12 protein-coding genes and 4 pseudogenes are annotated in these 18,318 nt (G+C 67.8%); 8 read left to right on the plus strand and 8 right to left on the minus strand.

From position 1 onward, the window contains the following. Positions 1-186, minus strand: a pseudogene (locus J7367_RS09395) (IS5/IS1182 family transposase); the annotation flags it as partial. Positions 187-247: 61 nt separating this feature from the next. On the opposite strand from J7367_RS09395, the pseudogene J7367_RS09400 reads away from it, so the two are divergent. Then, positions 248-586: pseudogene (locus J7367_RS09400) on the plus strand (PadR family transcriptional regulator); the annotation flags it as partial. 312 nt (positions 587-898) lie between these two features. Further along, positions 899-1,693 (plus strand): siderophore-interacting protein, encoded by a 795-nt coding sequence (locus tag J7367_RS09405; protein ID WP_057660393.1) that lies wholly within the window; start codon positions 899-901, stop codon positions 1,691-1,693. An 82-nt stretch (positions 1,694-1,775) separates the two neighbouring features. On the opposite strand, the gene J7367_RS09410 is transcribed toward J7367_RS09405, so the two are convergent. From J7367_RS09410 to J7367_RS09420, 4 genes and pseudogenes are all read right to left on the minus strand, one after another. Further along, positions 1,776-3,047 (minus strand): histidine-type phosphatase, encoded by a 1,272-nt coding sequence (locus J7367_RS09410; RefSeq protein WP_057660389.1) that lies wholly within the window; start codon positions 3,045-3,047, stop codon positions 1,776-1,778. 182 nt (positions 3,048-3,229) lie between these two features. Then, positions 3,230-3,450, minus strand: a pseudogene (locus tag J7367_RS22515) (hypothetical protein). Between the two features lie 128 nt (positions 3,451-3,578). Further along, the gene (locus J7367_RS09415; RefSeq protein ID WP_007972283.1) at positions 3,579-4,322 is read right to left on the minus strand and encodes a YceI family protein; all 744 of its coding nucleotides are present in this window, start codon (positions 4,320-4,322) and stop codon (positions 3,579-3,581) included. A 231-nt stretch (positions 4,323-4,553) separates the two neighbouring features. Next, entirely contained in the window at positions 4,554-5,144 is a 591-nt protein-coding gene (locus tag J7367_RS09420) for a malonic semialdehyde reductase (RefSeq protein ID WP_003483243.1), read from the minus strand. Between the two features lie 133 nt (positions 5,145-5,277). On the opposite strand from J7367_RS09420, the gene J7367_RS09425 reads away from it, so the two are divergent. From J7367_RS09425 to J7367_RS09435, 3 genes and pseudogenes are all read left to right on the plus strand, one after another. Then, positions 5,278-6,225, plus strand: coding sequence for an ELM1/GtrOC1 family putative glycosyltransferase (locus J7367_RS09425; RefSeq protein WP_057660387.1), 948 nt, complete (start codon positions 5,278-5,280; stop codon positions 6,223-6,225). A gap of 43 nt (positions 6,226-6,268) precedes the next feature. Continuing rightward, positions 6,269-6,993, plus strand: a pseudogene (locus J7367_RS09430) (DUF2145 domain-containing protein). Next, positions 6,993-7,499, plus strand: a complete 507-nt coding sequence (locus J7367_RS09435; protein ID WP_176215007.1) for a hypothetical protein — start codon at positions 6,993-6,995, stop codon at positions 7,497-7,499. The pseudogene J7367_RS09430 and the gene J7367_RS09435 overlap by 1 nt, the downstream one beginning before the upstream one ends. A 108-nt stretch (positions 7,500-7,607) precedes the next feature. Here J7367_RS09435 and J7367_RS09440 read toward each other — a convergent pair whose 3' ends face one another. Further along, the gene (locus J7367_RS09440; RefSeq protein WP_057660381.1) at positions 7,608-9,482 is read right to left on the minus strand and encodes a S53 family peptidase; all 1,875 of its coding nucleotides are present in this window, start codon (positions 9,480-9,482) and stop codon (positions 7,608-7,610) included. Between the two features lie 863 nt (positions 9,483-10,345). Between J7367_RS09440 and J7367_RS09445 the strand changes: the two genes are divergently transcribed. Then, positions 10,346-10,897, plus strand: coding sequence for a VUT family protein (locus J7367_RS09445; RefSeq protein ID WP_057660379.1), 552 nt, complete (start codon positions 10,346-10,348; stop codon positions 10,895-10,897). 102 nt (positions 10,898-10,999) lie between these two features. Here the strand turns inward: J7367_RS09445 and glnE are convergent, their stop codons facing one another. After that, positions 11,000-13,825 carry a bifunctional [glutamate--ammonia ligase]-adenylyl-L-tyrosine phosphorylase/[glutamate--ammonia-ligase] adenylyltransferase gene (gene glnE, locus J7367_RS09450; RefSeq protein WP_057660377.1) on the minus strand — a complete coding sequence of 942 codons (2,826 nt, stop codon included), beginning with the start codon at positions 13,823-13,825 and terminating at the stop codon, positions 11,000-11,002. 162 nt (positions 13,826-13,987) lie between these two features. Here glnE and J7367_RS09455 point away from each other — a divergent pair, with 162 nt between their 5' ends. Together J7367_RS09455 and J7367_RS09460 are read left to right on the plus strand one after the other, a co-directional pair. Next, positions 13,988-14,506, plus strand: coding sequence for a hypothetical protein (locus tag J7367_RS09455; protein WP_007972561.1), 519 nt, complete (start codon positions 13,988-13,990; stop codon positions 14,504-14,506). Continuing rightward, positions 14,506-15,435, plus strand: coding sequence for an SMP-30/gluconolactonase/LRE family protein (locus J7367_RS09460; protein WP_057660375.1), 930 nt, complete (start codon positions 14,506-14,508; stop codon positions 15,433-15,435). Before J7367_RS09455 ends, J7367_RS09460 begins: the two co-directional genes overlap by 1 nt. Before the next feature lie 400 nt (positions 15,436-15,835). Here J7367_RS09460 and J7367_RS09465 read toward each other — a convergent pair whose 3' ends face one another. Next, on the minus strand, positions 15,836-18,277 hold the full coding sequence (locus J7367_RS09465) for a hypothetical protein (RefSeq protein ID WP_057660373.1): 2,442 nt from the start codon (positions 18,275-18,277) through the stop codon (positions 15,836-15,838). Between the last annotated feature and the right edge of the window lie 41 nt (positions 18,278-18,318).

Here is an 18,318-nt window from a genome sequence, read left to right on the forward strand (position 1 = left end):
AATCCGCAACATCGTCGCCAGTGCGTACGGCTGCCGACCTGGCCGCCCCGACACTGGATAGTGCGGCGCGATCAGGGCAAGCAGTTGCTGCCACGGAACAACCTGCTCCATCTCGGCAAGAAAGATCTCGCGCCGGGTCTGCTTACGCTTGCCCAAGCCCTCAGCGTCACCGAACGTCAGCTGCATGGATGAATCCTCTACATAAGGCGATAGTGTCGCGCATCTGCGGTGAGTTGATCAGACCTTCCCTAGCGCCGGTGCGATTTATCCGGCACTGGCGCAGCTGGAAGCCGCCGGCTGGGTGCACACCGATCTGGATGCCGGCCGCAAGCGGTATCAGGTCACTGCCGCTGGCAGCGACTACGTTGCACGGCAACGCGATGCGCTCGATGCCGCACTGGCCCGCACCCATCGGCGCGCGCGTGAGCTGATCAAGTCGCAAACGCCGGCCCCGATTCGCGATGCGATTCATCGCATCAAACACGGCTTGTTCGCGCGCCATGGGCAATGGAGCGAGACAGAGACCGCGCGGATTGCTGCATTACTCAACGCCGCCGCCGACGGCATGGAGCGCGACGACAACTGAGCCGGTGTATCGCGATGACGCCTGGGACCGGCCCGACAGCGATCTGCGAGCCGCGCAGGTCGATAGAACGACAGCACCACCCCGAGTACAGGTAAGGCGATGCACCTGCACGCGGATTCGCACGCCCGTCACCTGCCCCTGGCGGGCACTTCTTCCGCAGAGAGACGGCAAGCCCACTGCGCTGGATGACATCGCACCACCAGGGCAGGTCGCCACTTGCCACGCCAGTGACCGATCACGCATTGATTTCATAACGCTCCATCTTCTCCCGCACCGCCGCGCATCCATGCGGCACTCCAGGAATCGCACCCCATGGCTGCACACACCAATACCCAACTCCGTCGCGACCCACGCCTGCGCTCCGTGCAGGTGCGGCGTTGCGAAGCGATCACCCCGCACATGCGCCGTATCGTGTTCGGCGGCAGCGGCCTGGCCGGCTTTCAAAGCGATGCGCCGGACGATCACATCAAACTGTTCTTTCCCAATGCCGACGGCGCCTTCGTCCTGCCGACCATGACCCCGGACGGCCCGCGCTACGAAGAAGGCGCGCTGCCTTCGCCAGCACGCGACTACACGCCACGCTATTTCGATCCGCAGAGCGGCGAGTTGAGCATCGACTTCGTGTTGCACGGTGACGGCGTGGCGTCCAGTTGGGCCGCGCACGCACAGCCGGGCGACCCACTGAAGCTCGGCGGCCCTCGCGGCTCGTTCCTGGTTGCCGATGACTACGACCACTACGTGCTGATCGGCGACGAAACCGCGCTGCCGGCGATCGGCCGCTGGCTCGAAGCGATGCCCGCCGACGTGCACGCGCAGGTGTTCATCGAGATCGCCGATGCCGCCGAGCGGCAGGAACTGCTCAGCGCAGCCGAGGTGCGGGTGAACTGGCTGGAGCGCAATGGCTTCGATGCCGCCAGCAGCACCCTGCTGGAAGACAGCCTGCGCGACTATGAGCCAGAGGATGGCGATACGTTCTACTGGATCGGCGCCGAATCGATGCGCGCGCGCGCCATGCGCAAATTCCTCGAAGACCACCTGGGTGTGGACAAGGAGTGGGTGCGGGCGAAAGGCTATTGGAAGGCGCGCGGCGAGCACGGCGAGGAGTGAGTACCCTGCGTGCACGCAGCGCGCGTCGGCTCTCAACGCATCACTGCGCCGCTTCGCCCGCACATGCCGTGCATGACATGCGCTACGGCGGCACCGGCCAGGACTGCATGGCCGGCAGCGCCACTTGCACCCGGGCCGGATCGATGCGCGTGCGCAGCCAGGCCAATGCAACCGGCAACGGACACAAGGCCTGACCATGGCAGCCGGGCAAGACCAGCGTGGACGAGGCCAGCGCCTCGTCATCCAGGCGCCCGCTGCGCAACGCCGACAGGCCTGGCATCAGGGTCCGCACGCGTAGCAAGGGCGCGCCGTCGCGTTCGAGCAGGTCCAGCACCAGCGCGCCGCCGGGCGGATAGTCGTCGGGGCGATCGCTGCGATGCCACTGCACGCCGAGCAGCCCACCAAGCGTGGCCAGATTGGTGTCGTGGCCAACCAGCACCAGCAACCGCGTGGAGGACGGCGCCAGTGCCGCCACCGACGGCGTTTGCCCGACCGCGGCCTGCACGGTGGCCAGCAGATGCGCGAGCAGGTTGGATGCCGCCGCCGTGGCAACCGGTAACGGACGCTTGCTCTGTGCGAACGAGGTGTTGTGCAGGGCAATCAATTGCGCCACCGCGGCGCGATCCACCTGGCCCCAGCCCAGCTGCGCCGCATCGAAGCCTTCGACGTCTTCCAGCATCAGGTTCTCGGCCAGTCCACCGGCCAGCTTCAGGGTGCTGGCCGCGGCCGGCGAGCCGTCGCGCGTAGCCGGCTCGTAGAGCAGCCGGGCAGGCGGCGGCGCGGCGCAGCGCCCGTGCTGGCAGCCACTCAACACCGCCTGCAAGTGCGCCAGCTGCGCGCGCGTCTCAGCCTCCAGCCGCACCGGCGGTGCGGGCGCCTTGCCGCCCTCGAACAAGGCGTTGCGCTCGCCCTCCGGCAGGGCCTGATAGTGCACTGCGCAGCCCGGCGCCATGCCCTGCAGCAGCGCCTGCGCGCTGGCGTGGTTGCGGGCGGTGCTGTCGGCGATGGTGACGATCTGTTCGGTGCCCGCGCAGCCGCTGGCCGCTAGTCCGAGCGACGGCGCGAATAACGCGCGATAACGTGCGCCCAGCGCCTGCATGCCCGCCCGTCCATGCGGCGTCAGCTGGCCCGCTCCCACCGGCCAGTGCGGCCATGGCAGCGCGCTGTCGCGATCCAGCGCGCTACCGGGCTGGGTCGGCGCACGGATGCCATGCCGCACCAGCACGATGGTCAGGCGCAGGTGCGCGGTTGCTGCGGCGGTCTGTTTTGCGGAGACCGGTTTTGCCATCGGCAGACAGAGCGCCAGACCGAGCAGTGCGTGCCGCATCGTCCTGGCAAGAGAGCGATTGCGCATGGCGTGCCTCAGAACCCCGCCGACAACGCGAGCACTACCCCGCGTCCAGGCTGACCGACATACCGCGGTGCATGGGTGGAACGCGCGCCGGCGGTGCGTGCCGCGCGTCCGGACATCGCGGTGGCGCAATGGCTGCCCCTGCAGGAACAGCAGCAACAATCTACCCAAGCGCACGACAAGCATCACCGGTCCAGAAAAATGCGCCCAGCCTGCGTGGCCCGGATGACGTGTGGATGACAGCCGCCAAATGCGTTGCCGCGCGGTGCGCCCGGCCGTTGATTCGCGGCGATGGCGATGGCGCGATCTGCGAGACGGCGACGCGGCATCAGGCCACCTGTTTGCCCATGCCACGGTCAGCGTGGTCCACGCTGCCGGCTATGCGGTGAGCGGCGGCGTTTGCCAAGACACGCGCCCGACACGCTGGCGACCCCAGCATGACCTCGCCACACCCGACGGAGTCGCATGTGGTCATCCCCCTCAACGACAAAGGCCCGCCGAAGCGGGCCCTTGCCTGGACAGCAGCCAGACCGCTTACTTGGCTGCGGCATCCTTTGCCGCAGCATCGCCGGCCTTGGCCTGCAGGGCTTCGGTGGTGATACGGATCTTCACTTCGTCGCTGACGTTCGGGGCGTACTGGCCCAGGCCGAAATCGCTGCGCTTGATGGTGGTGGTGGCGTCGAAACCGGCGGCCGGCACCTTCTTCATCGGGTGCTCGCCGGCACCGTTGAGGGTGACGTCCAGCACGACCGGCTTGGTCTGACCCTTGATGGTCAGGTCGCCCGTGACGGTCAACTTGTTGGTGCCGGCAGCTTCCACCTTGGTGCTCTTGAAGGTGGCGGTCGGGAACTTGGCCGCGTCGAAGAAGTCACCGCTCTTCAGGTGTTCGTCGAACTTGGCGGTGAAGCTGTTCAAGCCGGACAGCGGCAGGGTGACCTGCACGGTGGACTTGGTCACGTCGGCCGCGTCGTACACCAGGGTGCCGTCGACATTGCCGAAGTGCGCGCTCGGGTTGGAGAAGCCGAAGTGGCTCCACTGCGCCAGCACGTCGGTATGCGACGGGTCCAGGGTGTAGGTGCCCGATGCCACTTCCACGGCCGGGGCGGTCGAGGCGGCAGCCGCCGGTGCAGGTGCCGGCGCAGCAGCGGCGTCGGCCGGGGTGGTGGCCGCCGCCGGGGTTTCGGCAGCCGGAGCGGCAGTGTTCTCGGCCGGCTTGGAGCAGGCGGCAATGGCCAGGGTCAGGGCGAGCGGCAGCAACAGCTTGTGGGTGGTCTTCATTGGAACTCCATGGGATGAGAGACGCGTCGGATCAACGCGGGTGGGACAGATGCAGACGGACGAGGACTGCAGGAAACGCAAGACACCATGTACGTCGACCCGGCGAGCCAGATCAAGCGGTCGGCCGGCGAACGGCCAACTGCGTCGCTTGAACGTGGCAGGCACACGCAGTGTGCGGGGCCGATGCGCGCCGTCCACGGCGCTGTGCCGCAGCCGGAACGCATGCACCGCCTACTCGAAACGCGCCGCTTCGTCGAAGCTCAGGCGCGGCGAACGCGGGAACAGCCCGGCCGGATCGCCATAGCCGAGATTGACCAGGAAGTTGGACTTGATCGGCGTGCCGGCAAAGAACGCCGCATCCACCTTGGCGTTGTCGAAGCCGGACATCGGGCCGGCATCCAGTCCCAGCGCACGCGCAGCCAGGATCAGGTAAGCGCCCTGCAGCGAGCCATTGCGGAACGCCGATTCGGTGCGGCCCTCGCGCGGGCCGTCGAACCAGCTCTTGGCGTCGGCATGCGGGAACAGGTACGGCAGCTTCTCGTGGAAGTCTTCGTCGTGCGCCACGATCACCGTCACCGGTGCGGCCAGCGTCTTGGCGGCATTGCCCTCCGACAGCGCCGGCTTGAGCTTGGCCTTGCCTTCGGCGCTGGTCACGAACACAAAGCGCGCCGGACAGCTATTGGCCGCGGTGGGCCCCCACTTCACCAGCTCATACAGCTCACGCAGTACCTCGTGGCTGACCGGCGTGTCGGCAAACGCATTTTGCGTGCGGGCGGTGCGGAACAGCTGATCCAGTGCGGCGGCGTTGAGCGAGTCGGACATGAGCACTCCAGAGGAAGGGTGGTGCGACGGTAGGTTGCGGCGTCGGCGCCAGTGTGAAGACCCGCAGTGTAGAGTGGCGCGATTGCCGCCACACGCGTTCAATCTGAAACAAATCTATGTCGGATCTGAAACGATGGGGCTGACCTGGGCACTGAGCGACGGCCGTGCCGGCAATGCGCGCCAGGCCGAGGCGCTGGCGCGTGCATTGCAGCCCGATGCCTACCAGCCCCTGCACCTGCAGCCCAACGCGCCGTGGCGTTGGGCGGCGCCGCGGCGGCTACCCGGCGCACGGCGGGCGTTTGGCGCGCCATTTGCCGGGCAACTGACGCAGCCCCCGGCGCTGGCCATCGGCTGCGGCAGGCAGGCGGCGCTGGCCACCCGGTTGCTGCGTGCCCACGGCAGCCGCAGCGTGCAGATCCTGGATCCGCGGCTGGATCCGCGGCACTGGGACCTGCTGGTCGTGCCCGAGCACGATGCACTGCGCGGCAGCAACGTACTCACCCTGCTCGGCAGCCTGCACCCGGTGGACGATGCGTGGCTGGCGGCCGGGCGGGCGGCCTTTCCCGCACTAGGCGGCTTGCCCGGCCCGCGGCTGGCCCTGCTGGTCGGTGGGACCACCGACCAGGTGCCGTGGACGCCACAGGCGCTAGCGGCGCTGTGCACGCGCTTGAGCGCCCAACTGCGCGCGCTGGGCGGCAGCCTGCTGATCACCACCTCGCGCCGCACACCGGACGATGCAATCGCAACGCTGCGCGCGGCCTGCGTCGGCCTGCCGCATCTGCTGTGGTGCGACGAACGCGATGGGCCCAACCCGTATGCCGGCCTGCTCGGCTGGGCCGATGCCATCGTGGCCAGCGCCGATTCGGTCAACCTGCTCTCCGAAGCCTGCGCCACCCGTGTGGCGGTGACCGCCGCGTTCGGCGACCAGGCACGCGGGCGCGTGGGCACCTACCTGCAGGCATTGCGACAACGCCAGCGTTTGCACCCGGTAGATGAAGTTCTCGCCGGCGCTGTCGATATCGTGGCAGTGCGCGAAACCGAGCGCATCGCCATGCAGGTGCGCGCGCGCCTGCTGGCATGACCCAAGGCCCGTCAGCGGGCCACTGAGACCAAGGACGCTTCGCATGACAGGGACAATCAACGCGCGATGGATGCGGCACACTCAGCGCCGGGCGATCGCGCTGCTGCTACTTGCCGCGTTACCGCTGGCGGCCACCGCAGCAGCACCGCGTTGCGTACCGCGCTACCCATCACCGCAAGCCACCGCTGCGATGTTCGACCTGGCCACCTCCACCGCGCAGGCACTGGATGCGTTGCCCGACGCCAAGGTGGTGCTGCTGGCGCGCGGCGGCCAGGACCTGAGCCGCTATGGCCTGACCTGCGCGTGGGCGTTCCCACCCGGGCACTGCAGCAACGTCTGTACGCGCTATTGACTGGCAGCGGCGATCTCGCCCACCGCCTGCATGAGACGCGCTACAGCATCGTGGCGTATCCGTTTTCCACCGACTATCAAAACTCCAACCAATGGGGGCTGGAAGTGCTGGCCGTCGCGCTGGCGGCCGACGCGCAACCGGCAGTCGCCATTGCCAACCGCCGCGATGCACAGGCATGGCTGCGCACCGCGCGTTACCACCCAAGCATCCTGCATCTGGATTTGAGCCAGCGCATCGGCGCGCGCTTTGTCGCCGCCAATGCGGCGGTCACCGATCACCCTGTGGGCGAACGTGTGTCGGGCAACTATTCGGTAATCACGGTCGAATCGGTGTTCGACTTTCTGCATCAGCGCGACGCGGTCGACAAGGAACTGTCGATTGCACGCGCCGCCCCTACTCCTGGAGAAACGCCATGATGCACGCCCGTACTTTTCTCGCTGCCAGCGCGTGCCTGTTCGCCGCCTTGACGTTGCCTTGCGCACACGCCGGTGAAGCGACCACACCCGGCGAAAGATCCGAGTTCTATTCGGCGCTGTCCCTAGCCATGCCAGTGCTGATCGCGTCCGGTGTGTTTGCCTCCGTCGTTGCCGGACCACTCACTGCATCGAGTGAAATGGCCGCGTCACGTCGTAAGGCGCACGCAGGCAAGCTGCCGCCAATGCGCGTGCAAGCCGTCGACACCCTGCCCGCGGGTGCGCGTCAGGTGCGCCTGCAGGACCCGCAACAACCCGAGAACACCGCAGTGCTGCAATGGCAGGCACGCCAGGACGACCCCGCCGCAGGCTTCCACGTCGGCGACATGGTGACGTTCCAACCCAGCCCGGTCGGCAGCGGCTGGACCGTGCATGCGGAACAAGGCCGGGCGTTGGCGTTCGTACCGACAGAAGCGGCTGCCGCCTACAGCAGCAGCCACATTTGGTGACATGCACGCCCTGCGCCGCAGGCCGAGACCACGTCTGATCGACCACAGCGTGATCGTCGTTGCATCGGCGGCGTTGCCGCGACGCCGATGCCTCCAACCACGCTTGGTTTACGGATTGCTGGGGGAACGCGGAATGCCTGCGGGCGCCGCGTCCAGCGCGCCGATCATCAGCCGCACGACCGGGGTTCCCAAGCCGGTGGTGTAGTTGTACTTGCCGGCGATCGGCACGTCGTTGCTGACGACCCCGTTATTGCCGGGGATGCCGCGGTGGTAGGCCTCCGGTCCGTTGGCAGCCAGGCGATACAGGTAATCGTTGAGATTGCCCTGCCGGCCCTGCTTCTGCACCAGCAACGCGGCCACGCTGGCGAACTCCGGCGCCGCCACGCTGGTGCCGATCACCTTGGTGATGGCACCGGCCACGTAAATGGACACCGAGCTGGTGCCCTGCTGACAGGGATGCACGGCGATCCCAGGGCAACCACCGACCAGCATGCCAACATCGGGCAATGCGCGCATCGAGGTGCGCGTGCCGCCCAGCGCGCGCAGCTGGTATGCCGGACGCTGGAACAGCGCGCTGACGCCGCCACCGGCACCCCAGTAGCCGCCGCTGAGCAGCGCGCCGACGCCATATGGGTCCTCGGCCTGCAACGGGTCGGCAAACGCGCTTTCGCTGAGGTAGCTCGAATCCAGGCTGCCCTTCTTGTAGGAAGTGAGCAGGTTGCCACCACCGACCGCGGTCACATACGCATCGGCGGCGGGCCAGTGCACGCTGGGGACGTAGCGGCCGTTCTTGCCGTCCACCAGGTATTGCGTGTCCGGGCAATCCAGGCCGGCGTTGTCGCCGCTGGAGGCGACGAAGCTGATGCCCTGCGCGTTGCCTTGCTTGAAGACCGAATCGAACAGGCCAAGGATGGAGGTGGCGTCATTCCCGTTGTAGGCCGCGGTGAAGACCTGTTCGCAGAACCCGAACGAGGAGCTGACCACGTCGGCCTCATTGTCCTGCACGATCTGTCGGTAGCCGGCCAGGAGGGAATCGATGGAGAGATCGGGGATCACGTACAGCAGCACGTGCGCGCCCGGTGCGCCGCCAAGCGCCATGTCCACATCGAGTGTTGCCTCGCGCACCGCAGCGCGCTTGCCGTCCTGCACCCCGGGCTTGGCACCGGCCACATAGCGGCGTGCATACAGTGTCGGATTGGCATGGTTGCCGGCATACCGGCTGAAGCGCTCGTGGTCGAACATCGCGGCGATGTCCGTATCCAGCACGTCGCTGCCGATCAAGACGGCGATCGTGCTGCCGCTACCGTCGAGCCGCTGTTGCTTGCCTGGCGCGCCAATCATCGTCTGGTAGGAAGGATAGCCGTAGGCCTGCTTGAGATCGTTGTACCAATAGCTGGTGGTGCCATCGCCGGAGCGGTTGCCGGGCTCGCCGGCCAGCATGCGCGAGTCCATGCGTGCCGTCGGCATCCCGTGGCTCAGTCCGGTGACGGCGACACCGTTGGCACGCAGCGCGGCCGGCAGCTGCAGCGGAGCGGCAGCCGCCAGGCGCACCTGCTGGCCGGCCTTCAGATCAGCGACCAACGGCGCGGCAAACAGCCGCTCCACGCTGTCTGCATTCGCGCTGACATGCAGGGTTGGCCCTTGCTGCACCACGGTCATGTGTGCGGCCTGCAAGGCAGCGCGCACCTGCGCGAGCTGCGCAGGCGCCGGGCCAAACCGCCGCTGGAATTCGGACGCCGACAGCCACTTGTGGTACTGCGGCGACAGCGGGTCCTGGATGTCGGCCAGCAGCGCATCCAGCGCCACCTGGTCGCGTGATGGCAGATGCACGTCGAAGGACACGGGCGCAGCGCGCAAGCTCGCCGTCATCGCGTCAATCCGGGCATCTGGGACGGTTGTGGCAGCGTTGGCGCTGCCGAAGGCGAACAGCGAAGCGGACAACACGGCAGCCAGCAGCGGCCGACAGCGGATGCGAGTAAGCATGGATCTCTCCGGGGGCACAGCAGTGAGCGAGGCCGAATGGCATCGCAGGGGCATGCACGACCGCTCGCGACCAACGGCGCGACCATGTCGACACGGAAACAGGAAGCAGGTACCGGCTGCGAGCGATGGCCGCGCTGGCTGAAATCCACACAGCTGGCCGCTGCCACGGACCACGGCAAGGCCGAGCGCTGCCAGCGCACCAGCGCGACACTGCGCATTCGGCAGCTATCGCCATCGGCATCGGCAGGTCGCGGGGCTTGCAAGGGCTGCCATCAATCAGACGACGGGGTCGGGAGCCGGGACGATACGTGCGATGTCTACGGCTGAAATGCCGGCGGGCGAGATTGTGTCGCCACCAGCGAGGTGCGCCAGCAGGTGCCGCTGCATGCCAGCTCGCCGCGCGTGGATGTCCCAACGTGGGCGCCGTTGTCGCGAGCGCCTGCAAGCGCCCACTGCGCGCACATGCGCACGCTCACGCCAGCATTTCCGACGTCGAGGCCTGCCGCCCGCTTTGCGATCACCATGTGCTGCCGGTGCCGCCGGTGAGGCGTCCTGTGCACACCTCACCGATGACGACCCGACGTCGTGGCGCAGGCGTGCCCCCCGTTCTGCACATCGCATGCCGACGATGCCGCCGCGCGTATGCGCCGCCACGAACGCCAGCGCACACGCCGTTGGATTGCGGCCGCGATGTGCGCACGGGCCCAATCGGTCGCCGCCGGCGATACAGGCACGGTCCGGCGGCAGGCGCCTGCGCAATACGGTCATCGCGCACCGGCGCCGTGGCCGGCGAGCGCATCGCTGCGCTGGTCCATCCCTGCCGTCGAAGAGATAATTGCGCGCCCACTCAACACCGTGTCGCCATGCGTCTTGCCTCGCCACCTGTAGTCGCCCCGCTCACCGCCCGTGCATTGATCTGGGCGGTGCTGGCAATGGGCGCGGTGGTCCTGCTGTCCAACATCCTGGTGCAATACCCGATCAACGACTGGCTGACCTGGGGCGCGTTCTCCTACCCACTGGCGTTCCTGGTCAGCAACCTGATCAACCGCCGCTTCGGCCCGCGCGCCGCGCGCCACGTTGCCTGGTGCGGGTTCGCGCTGGCGGTGCTGCTGTCGATCTGGCTGGCGACGCCACGCATTGCGGTGGCCTCGTGCAGCGCCTTCATCGCGGCGCAATTGCTGGACATCAGCGTGTTCGACCGCCTGCGCGACGGCAGCTGGTGGCGCGCGCCGATCGTGGCCAACACCTGCAGCGCCACCCTGGATACCACGATCTTCTGGAGCATTGCGTTTGCCGGCGCGAGCCTGCCGTGGGTCAGCTGGGCCGCAGGCGATCTGGCGGTAAAACTGGGCATGGGCGTGTTCCTGCTCGGCCCGTTTCGCGCCCTGCTGTGGCGGAGTGCGCCGCGTCGGTAGAACGCAAGACGCTCATGGGTGCGTTGCCTCCGCCAGGACAGCAAGGCACCGTTGCTGCCGTTTGCTGCAGCTGCATCGAAAGCGGCGTACTCACCCGTGCACTTACAGCGCTGTTTCATCCTTGCCCAGCGGAAACGTCAGGCCCTGCCCACGTGCTGCGTTGAAGATGATGCCGCGCGCCTGCTGGATGGCCGGCGTGGGCGCGATCAGGCGTGGGCGGCGGTCCAGCGTGCAGCTCAGGCCGGCATCGACCAGCGTTGCATGCGCCTGATGCAGCGATGCGGCGCTCTCGTCCGGGAGCCAGTGCGTGCGCGCCAGTGCGTCGATCAACGCGGGCGTGTCGCAGGCATCCAGCAGCTGCGGCTGCAGCGCTGCCAGGCCGAGCACGCCGGCCTGCAGCACGAATTCCAGATCCACCAGGCCGCCAGCGCCTTGCTTGAGATCCAGCCGGCCGGCATCGCTGCGATCCAGTTCGGCGCGCATGCGTGCACGCATCTTGCGCACGTCCTCGTGCAATTGCGCGGTGTCGCGCACCCGCATCAGCGTATCGCGACGCACGTGGGCAAACGCGTCGCAAAGCGCCGCGTCGCCGGCCACCGCGCGTGCACGCACCAGGGCCTGATGCTCCCAGGTCCAGGCGCGGTCGCGCTGGTATTCGCGGTAACTGGCCAGCGAGGACACCAGTGCGCCCTTGCCGCCATCCGGGCGCAGTCGCACATCGATGTCGTACAGCCGGCCGGCGCCGGTCTCGGCAGCCAGCAATGCCATCACCTTCTGCGCAAGCCGCGCAAACCAGCGCCCGGCGTCCAGTGGGCGCTTGCCATCGGAGGCGTCCACCTCGGGCGGATGATCGTACAGAAACACCAGATCCAGATCCGATCCGAACCCCAGCTCCAGCCCGCCCAGACTGCCGTAACCGACGATGGCAAAGCTGCCGCCGGGCACGTGTCCGTGCGCGGCCAGCATGTCGCTGCGCGCCAGGTGCAGCACGGTCTGCACGACCGCTTCGGCAAGCCAGGCCAGTTGCCGGGTGCTCTCCACCGCCTGCTGGCGGCCATCCAGCGTGGCCAGCGCAATGCGGAAGCTCAGTGCAAGCCGACGCTCGTTGAGCTCGCGCAGCGCCGCTTCGGTGTCATCGATGTGCAAGGTACCGGCGCAGGCCGCGTGCAGCGCTGCGCGAACCGGCAGCGGGCCGCTGATGCGGGTGTCGAGCAATTCGTCCAGCAGCAAGGGATACGCCGCCAGCCGCTCGGCCAGCAACGCACTGCGCGAGAGCACATCGACCAGGCGGGCAAGCGCGCTGGGTTGCTCATCGAGCAAGGCCAGATAGCTGGTGCGGCGCAAGGTGGCCTGCAGCAGGCCGAGCATGCGACGCACTGCCGCGTCGGGCTGGCTGGCGCGGGTGGCTGCGTGCAGCAGTGCCGGCATCACCCGATCCAGCCGCGCACGCGCACTATCGGACAGCACGCGCACGCCGGAAGACTGCGCGAAATCGGCCAGCGCCTGATGCGCGCCACCGGGATCGTTCAAGCCAATCCCCGCCAACGGCGCAGCATCGCCGTCCGGCAGCGCGCGCCAGTAATCGGCAAGCGCGTCCGGTGCAGTGGCGCGCACGCGCGGGGCCAGCAGCTCGGCAAATTCCGCCGCAACCCGCGCGCGCTGCGGCGCCAGCGCGTCCAGCAGGGCCGACCAGTGCGCGTAACCCAGGCCCAGCGCAATGCGCTCGCGATCCAGCGGCGCCTGCGGCAATGCGTGGGTCTGCGCATCGCGCAACATCTGCAGGCGATTTTCCAGCCGGCGTAGAAAACGATACGCCGTCGACAGCGCCTGGCCGTTTTCCTGGTCGATCTGGCCTGCCGCCACCAGCGCCTGCAGCGCGGGCAGCAGCCGGCGTTCGCGCAGGCTCGGCTCGCGTCCGCCGCGAATCAGCTGCAGCGATTGCGCCAGAAACTCGATTTCGCGAATTCCGCCTGGCCCACGCTTGATGTCGTCCAGACGATCGTGCCGCGCCACTTCGGCGGTGATGGCTGCTTTCATTTCGCGCAAGCCATCCAGTGCGGTGAAGTCCAGATACCGCCGGTAGACGAAGGGGCGCAGCGTTTCCAGCCAGGCTTCGCCGGCGTCGATATCGCCAGCCACCGCGCGCGCCTTGAGCCAGGCGTAGCGCTCCCAATCGCGACCTTCGCGCTGGAAATACTGGTCCATGCCGGCGAACGACAACGCCACGCGTCCGGCGGTGCCGAACGGACGCAGGCGCAGATCCACGCGATGGCTGAAGCCGTCGGCCGTGGTTTCGTCCAGCAACCTGGCCAGCTGCTGGCCCAACCGTGCGAAATACTCTTCTGCCGCCAATGGAAGCGCGCCATCGGATTGGCCGCCCTGCGGATAGGCGTAGACCAGATCCACGTCCGAGGAAAAATTCAGCTCGCCACCGCCCAGCTTGCCCAGCCCGAACACCACCAGGCGTTGCTCGCTGCCGTCTGCAGCAACGACCTGGCCGTGGCGGGTGTGGAACTGCTGCTCCAGCGCGTGCAGGCCGCATTGCAGGCAGTGCTCGGCCAGCTGGGTTGCGCCGGCCAGGGTGGCCTCGACGCTGTCCAGACCGAGCACATCGCGCCACACCAGGCGCGTGGACTCGGCGCTGCGATAGCGTCGCAATTGTGCAGGCCACAGCTGCGGCTGCGCCGGATCGAGCTGTGGCAGTGGCAGCGGCGGCGGATCCGGTTGTGCCAGGTGCTGCAGCAACGCCGGTTGCCGCGCCAACGTATCGAGCGCGAACTCGCTGGCCAGTGCCACCTGCGCAAGCTGCCGATCGAACGCGCCGCCCGGCCACGCCTGCTCGACAGGCAACGATTGACGGACACGCGCCACGGCCCGCTCGATCAGGGCGGTGAGCGCAGGAGACATGGAAGCGGTCGGCATTGGCATGACCGGATTTTGGCATCCCTACCGCGCAGGGAGTGCACGCATGCGCGACAGCCCGCACTGCGACTGCAACAGGGCGTGCAGCATTTCGCCGCTTTGAACATCTCGCTTACGCAGCCCTGACGAAACCCATGCTGCACTGCGGCTTTCGCACGAGGTCCCGCCATGTCGCCCACCACCTTGCCTGCCCACCTGCTGCCCTCGCAGATCCCGCTGGAAACCGATGGCAACGATCCTGCACTACCGCCCAGCCTGCCCTTTCTGCATCTGTGGACCGGGCCGGATGGCAACAGCCGCCTCAACCTCTCGCAGTTGCCCGGCTTCGGCAGCAAGAGCGTGGGTGGCGGTGCGGCACCGCAGTGGTTACGGCCGTTTCCGGGCGAGGTGCTGGGCATCCAGTTCGCGGTGCTGCCGGTGGGCTGGGTCGGCGATTGGCATGAGAGCCCGCACCCGCAATGGGTGATTCCGTTGCGTGGCCGCTGGTTTATCGAAACCGGCGACGGCACCCGCGTGGAGATGGGTCCGGGCGATATCCACTTCGGCCAGGATCAGGGCACCTCCGATCGGCGTGGCCACCGCTCCGGCCAGTTGGGCGATACGCCCTGCCTGCAGATGATGGTGCAGTTTGCGCAATCGCCAGGAGCGGCCACCGCGCATCCGTTCGGCCATCCGGCGCCGCGTTGATGGACCGCCACTGCCGCCTTCGCGCGCCCGGCGCCGCCCAGCCGGCAGAGTGCCCGCCACCCACCACGCACCACGCCGCGCTGGCAGCGCGGCTGGGCAACGCGCGCCTGCAGACCCTCTACGACCAGGCCACCTGGAGCGAGGGCCCGACCTGGTGGGAGGCACAGCGCACGCTGGTGTGGAGCGATGTGGTCGGCCGCCGCGTGCTCGGTTGGCGCGAAGACGGCGCGGTGGACGTGCTGCTGGATGCCACCGCCTTCACCAATGGCAATGCGGTGGATGCGCAGCAGCGACTGGTGCACTGCGAACACGGGCGCCGCGCGATCACCCGTAGCGATGTGGATGGCCGGGCGCATCTGCTGGTCGGGCGGTTCGAGGGCAAACGGCTCAATTCGCCGAACGATCTGATCGTGGCGCACGACGGCGCGATCTGGTTCACCGACCCGCCGTTCGGGCTGCTCAAGCCCAGCCAGGGCTGCCCGGGTCCGCAGGAACTGGACCATCATGGCGTCTACCGGCTGCCGCCCGATGGCAGCGCCCTGCAGTGCATGGCCAGCCTGGATCACCCCAACGGGCTGGCGTTCTCCCCCGACGAACGTGTGCTGTACGTGTCGCAGACGCCCGAAGGTGGCCCGACCACGCCGGAGATCACCGCCTTCGACTGGCGCGATGGCGCATTGCACAACCGGCGCCGCTTCGCGGTGGTGCCGGACGGCCTGCCGGATGGCTTTTGCGTGGATCGCCAGGGCTGGCTATGGAGCAGTTCCGGCGCGGGCGTGTGCATCTTCGACAACGACGGCCACCGGCTCGGTCTGGTGCCGACCCCGCAGACGGCGTCCAACTGCACCTTCGACCTGGAGCAACGGCGGTTGTTCATCACCGGCGGCAGCACGCTGTGGCTGCTGGAGTTGCAGATAGGAACGGCATGACAGGCCAGGCGGACGCGGCCGGTGATCGGTACGGCATGGGTCGCTCGTACGAATAGTTCCGAGCACGCGTACACCTCCAGCAGCATGATCGCTTGCCGGGGTTGGGGCGGCTCCAAGCCATGCGAGTGCGCTCGCCGCGATGCGCGCGGCGGCTACCGCCTATGGCACGCGCTTCGTCTGCGGCGGATCTTGCGCGGGGTTGGCGCTTGACCCGGCAAATCGCCAGGCATAAAAAAGCCCGCTTGCAGCGAACTGCCAGCGGGCTTTGCTCCCTCCCCCACGTCGGGATGCAGGATCATAGCGCGCGCCCCGAATCGGACTTGCACGCTGCACTGCAAAACAACACCAGGCAGTACAGAACTGGTGCTTTTTCTTCACCCCAGCGCGTGCGATGCAGGCGTCAGCGCAATAGGTCCGGCTGCGCGCGATACCACTCCGGCGCGCGTAGCAGATGCCATTCGGGCGTGTCGCCACGCAAGCCCACTGCCGCGCTCAGCATTCCCCAGCGGGCCAGCAGACTGCCGCTGCGTCGATTGCCCTGCAGGCGCAGGCGCGCATCGACCTGAAAGCGTTCGTTGCGTGCCTGCAACCGATCGACGATGACCGTCTCGCCTTGCCAGTGTGCGCGTGCGGTCAGTTGCGCCTGGCCTGCATCCACCAGCCGGAGCATCCAGTTCGGAAGCGAGCGGTCGCGCGCATACAACGCCACCAGAAATGCCAGATCGCGCACCTGGATGCGTACACGCCCATCCACACCCACCGGTTGTCGCCATTGCATGCGCGCACCGTCCAGCACGATGCGCGCCCACCAGCCATCGCGATGCTGTCCATCCGGGCCGGTGAATCCGACATTGCGCAGCTGGATGCTGCTGGCATCGAGACTGAACTGTTCGGCGCGCAGATCGCCGCGCTGCAGGCGCAGATCCGCATCCACATCGCCGCGCAACGCCAGGCCGGCAAACTGCAGCCGCGCTGCACGCGCCCCGATGCGCAAACCGCCCTTGCCGATGCGCCCACCCGGCTCGATCTGCAGATCGCCGCTGAGCACGCCGTTGCCGCCATCGAAGCGCAGTTGCTGCTGCGGCAGATAGCGGTTGTAGGCACGCAGATCCGGCACGCGCGCATTGGCGAACACCAGGTGCGCGCGCGTGGCATCGCGCAGGCTGGTCAGGTTGCGCGCATCGGCGCGCGTTTGCAGATCCAGGCGCAAATCGCGGCCTTGCACGAACGGGCGCGTGGGTGCGTCGCTATGCGCGATCGAAAACTGCTGCATCTGCAGTGCAAGCGCCGGCAGCAACTGTCCGTTGGCATCGGCGTCCACGCGCAGATCGGCGCTGGCCTGGCCGGCGATCGCGTGCCCCATCACGCCCACCTGCGCTTGCACGTGCGGGACCTGCAGGCGGCTGCCGGCGCCGAGCTGGCCGCGATCGATCCGCAGATCGGCATCGACCAGGCCCTCGCCATCCAGGGTCAGCCAATCCACATCCGGAAACAGCGCAGCAATCCAGCTCAGCGAAGACAATTGCCAATGCAGCCGCGCATGCCCGGAGGTGCGCGGCAACAGGCTGCGCATGGATTGCACTGGCAATTGCCTGCCTTGCACGCGCACGTCGGCGTCCAGCGTCAGTCCGGCATCGGCCGGCTCGGGCATGCTTACCGTCAGCCGCATGTTCTGATCGACCTGTAACTGCGCCGTCAACTCGCCCAGCAATGCGGCCGACGCGCGCGTGCTGTCGTGCAGCGGCGCGCGCCAGTGCAGTTGACTCCCGGGCTGCAGGGCACCGCGTATCCAGCGCAGCTCGCCATCTGCACGCCCCTTGCCGGGACGCGTCGCCAGCGTGTGCCGGCCCTGCGCATGACGGGCGACATCCAACGCTGCGGTGTCGCCATGCACGGCGATCAGCGCATCGGTGAGCTGCAGCACCGCGTGTCCACTTGCCTGATCCGGTGTATGCCGCGCGATGCTCGCTTCGATGCGCAGCTGCCCATTGCGCATCATTTCATCCTGCCCCCACCGCACGCGCGCCGATTCGAACACCGCACGTGAGGGGAAGATTTCCATCGGCCCGCCACGTAGTTGTTTGAACAGACCCAGTTGCAGTTGGCCCTGCCCTTCGATGTGCAGCTGACGCAGCGACACGGCCTGCACCTGCTCGGCAACGATGCGGTCGAACTGCAGGGTCCAGGCGGCTGGTGGGATGGGTGCGCTGGCGTGCGCGTCGGCGCGCTCGGCTGATGGCGGCGTCCTGGTTGTGGGCGTTGTGGGCTTCGCGTTGGTTGCAGTGGTTGCGCGCAGATCCTGCGCGGGAGGCTGCGTCGTCGCCGTTTTTTCGACATCGGGCGTTACTGTAGGCGCCTCCTCGTTCGCTGGAGCGGCCGGCGTATCAGCAACGCCCTTCATCGGAACAACGGCAACCCGCGCCGCTTGCGTCGCCGCAGGCGATGGCGTCGCCACCGTCCCGGGCGTCACGACTGCAGCCTGAAGACCGCCACGCACGCCGCGCGCGTGCAACTCCGGCACCAGCAGTTGGCGGTGCAGCAATGGCAGCAGCCGAATCTGCCCGCTCATCCGCTGCGCACTGACATTCCAGTTCGTGCGCGTCCAATGGCCTTGCAGATCGACATCCCACAGCACCACATGCCCCGGCCACCAGGTCAGCGCCGGGCCCCATTGCATCGTGAACTTATCGGGCGAGCGATTCAGCGCAGCCGGGCCAAGCGGCGTGTTGAGCAACAGATTGCCCAGCAGCACATAGCTTGCGTACAGCGCGACCAGTGCCACTAGCGGCCATCGCAATACACGCGGCAAGGCGCGCCAGCGGGCGCGAACAGGCATCGTCATGACGGCAGGCTCCTGAAAACCGCGCACGCGGCTGGGCACAG

The sequence above is a fragment of the Xanthomonas sp. D-36-1 genome, assembly GCF_017746155.1.
Lineage (GTDB): Bacteria > Pseudomonadota > Gammaproteobacteria > Xanthomonadales > Xanthomonadaceae > Xanthomonas > Xanthomonas cissicola.

Bases quoted from the DNA above. Each gene is read 5' to 3' on its own strand.
- J7367_RS09405 (WP_057660393.1), top strand. From the start codon at position 899: ATGGCTGCACACACCAATACCCAACTCCGTCGCGACCCACGCCTGCGC.
- J7367_RS09410 (WP_057660389.1), bottom strand. From the start codon at position 3,047: ATGCGCAATCGCTCTCTTGCCAGGACGATGCGGCACGCACTGCTCGGT.
- J7367_RS09415 (WP_007972283.1), bottom strand. From the start codon at position 4,322: ATGAAGACCACCCACAAGCTGTTGCTGCCGCTCGCCCTGACCCTGGCC.
- J7367_RS09420 (WP_003483243.1), bottom strand. From the start codon at position 5,144: ATGTCCGACTCGCTCAACGCCGCCGCACTGGATCAGCTGTTCCGCACC.
- J7367_RS09425 (WP_057660387.1), top strand. From the start codon at position 5,278: ATGGGGCTGACCTGGGCACTGAGCGACGGCCGTGCCGGCAATGCGCGC.
- J7367_RS09435 (WP_176215007.1), top strand. From the start codon at position 6,993: ATGCACGCCCGTACTTTTCTCGCTGCCAGCGCGTGCCTGTTCGCCGCC.
- J7367_RS09440 (WP_057660381.1), bottom strand. From the start codon at position 9,482: ATGCTTACTCGCATCCGCTGTCGGCCGCTGCTGGCTGCCGTGTTGTCC.
- J7367_RS09445 (WP_057660379.1), top strand. From the start codon at position 10,346: ATGCGTCTTGCCTCGCCACCTGTAGTCGCCCCGCTCACCGCCCGTGCA.
- glnE (WP_057660377.1), bottom strand. From the start codon at position 13,825: ATGCCAATGCCGACCGCTTCCATGTCTCCTGCGCTCACCGCCCTGATC.
- J7367_RS09455 (WP_007972561.1), top strand. From the start codon at position 13,988: ATGTCGCCCACCACCTTGCCTGCCCACCTGCTGCCCTCGCAGATCCCG.
- J7367_RS09460 (WP_057660375.1), top strand. From the start codon at position 14,506: ATGGACCGCCACTGCCGCCTTCGCGCGCCCGGCGCCGCCCAGCCGGCA.
- J7367_RS09465 (WP_057660373.1), bottom strand. From the start codon at position 18,277: ATGACGATGCCTGTTCGCGCCCGCTGGCGCGCCTTGCCGCGTGTATTG.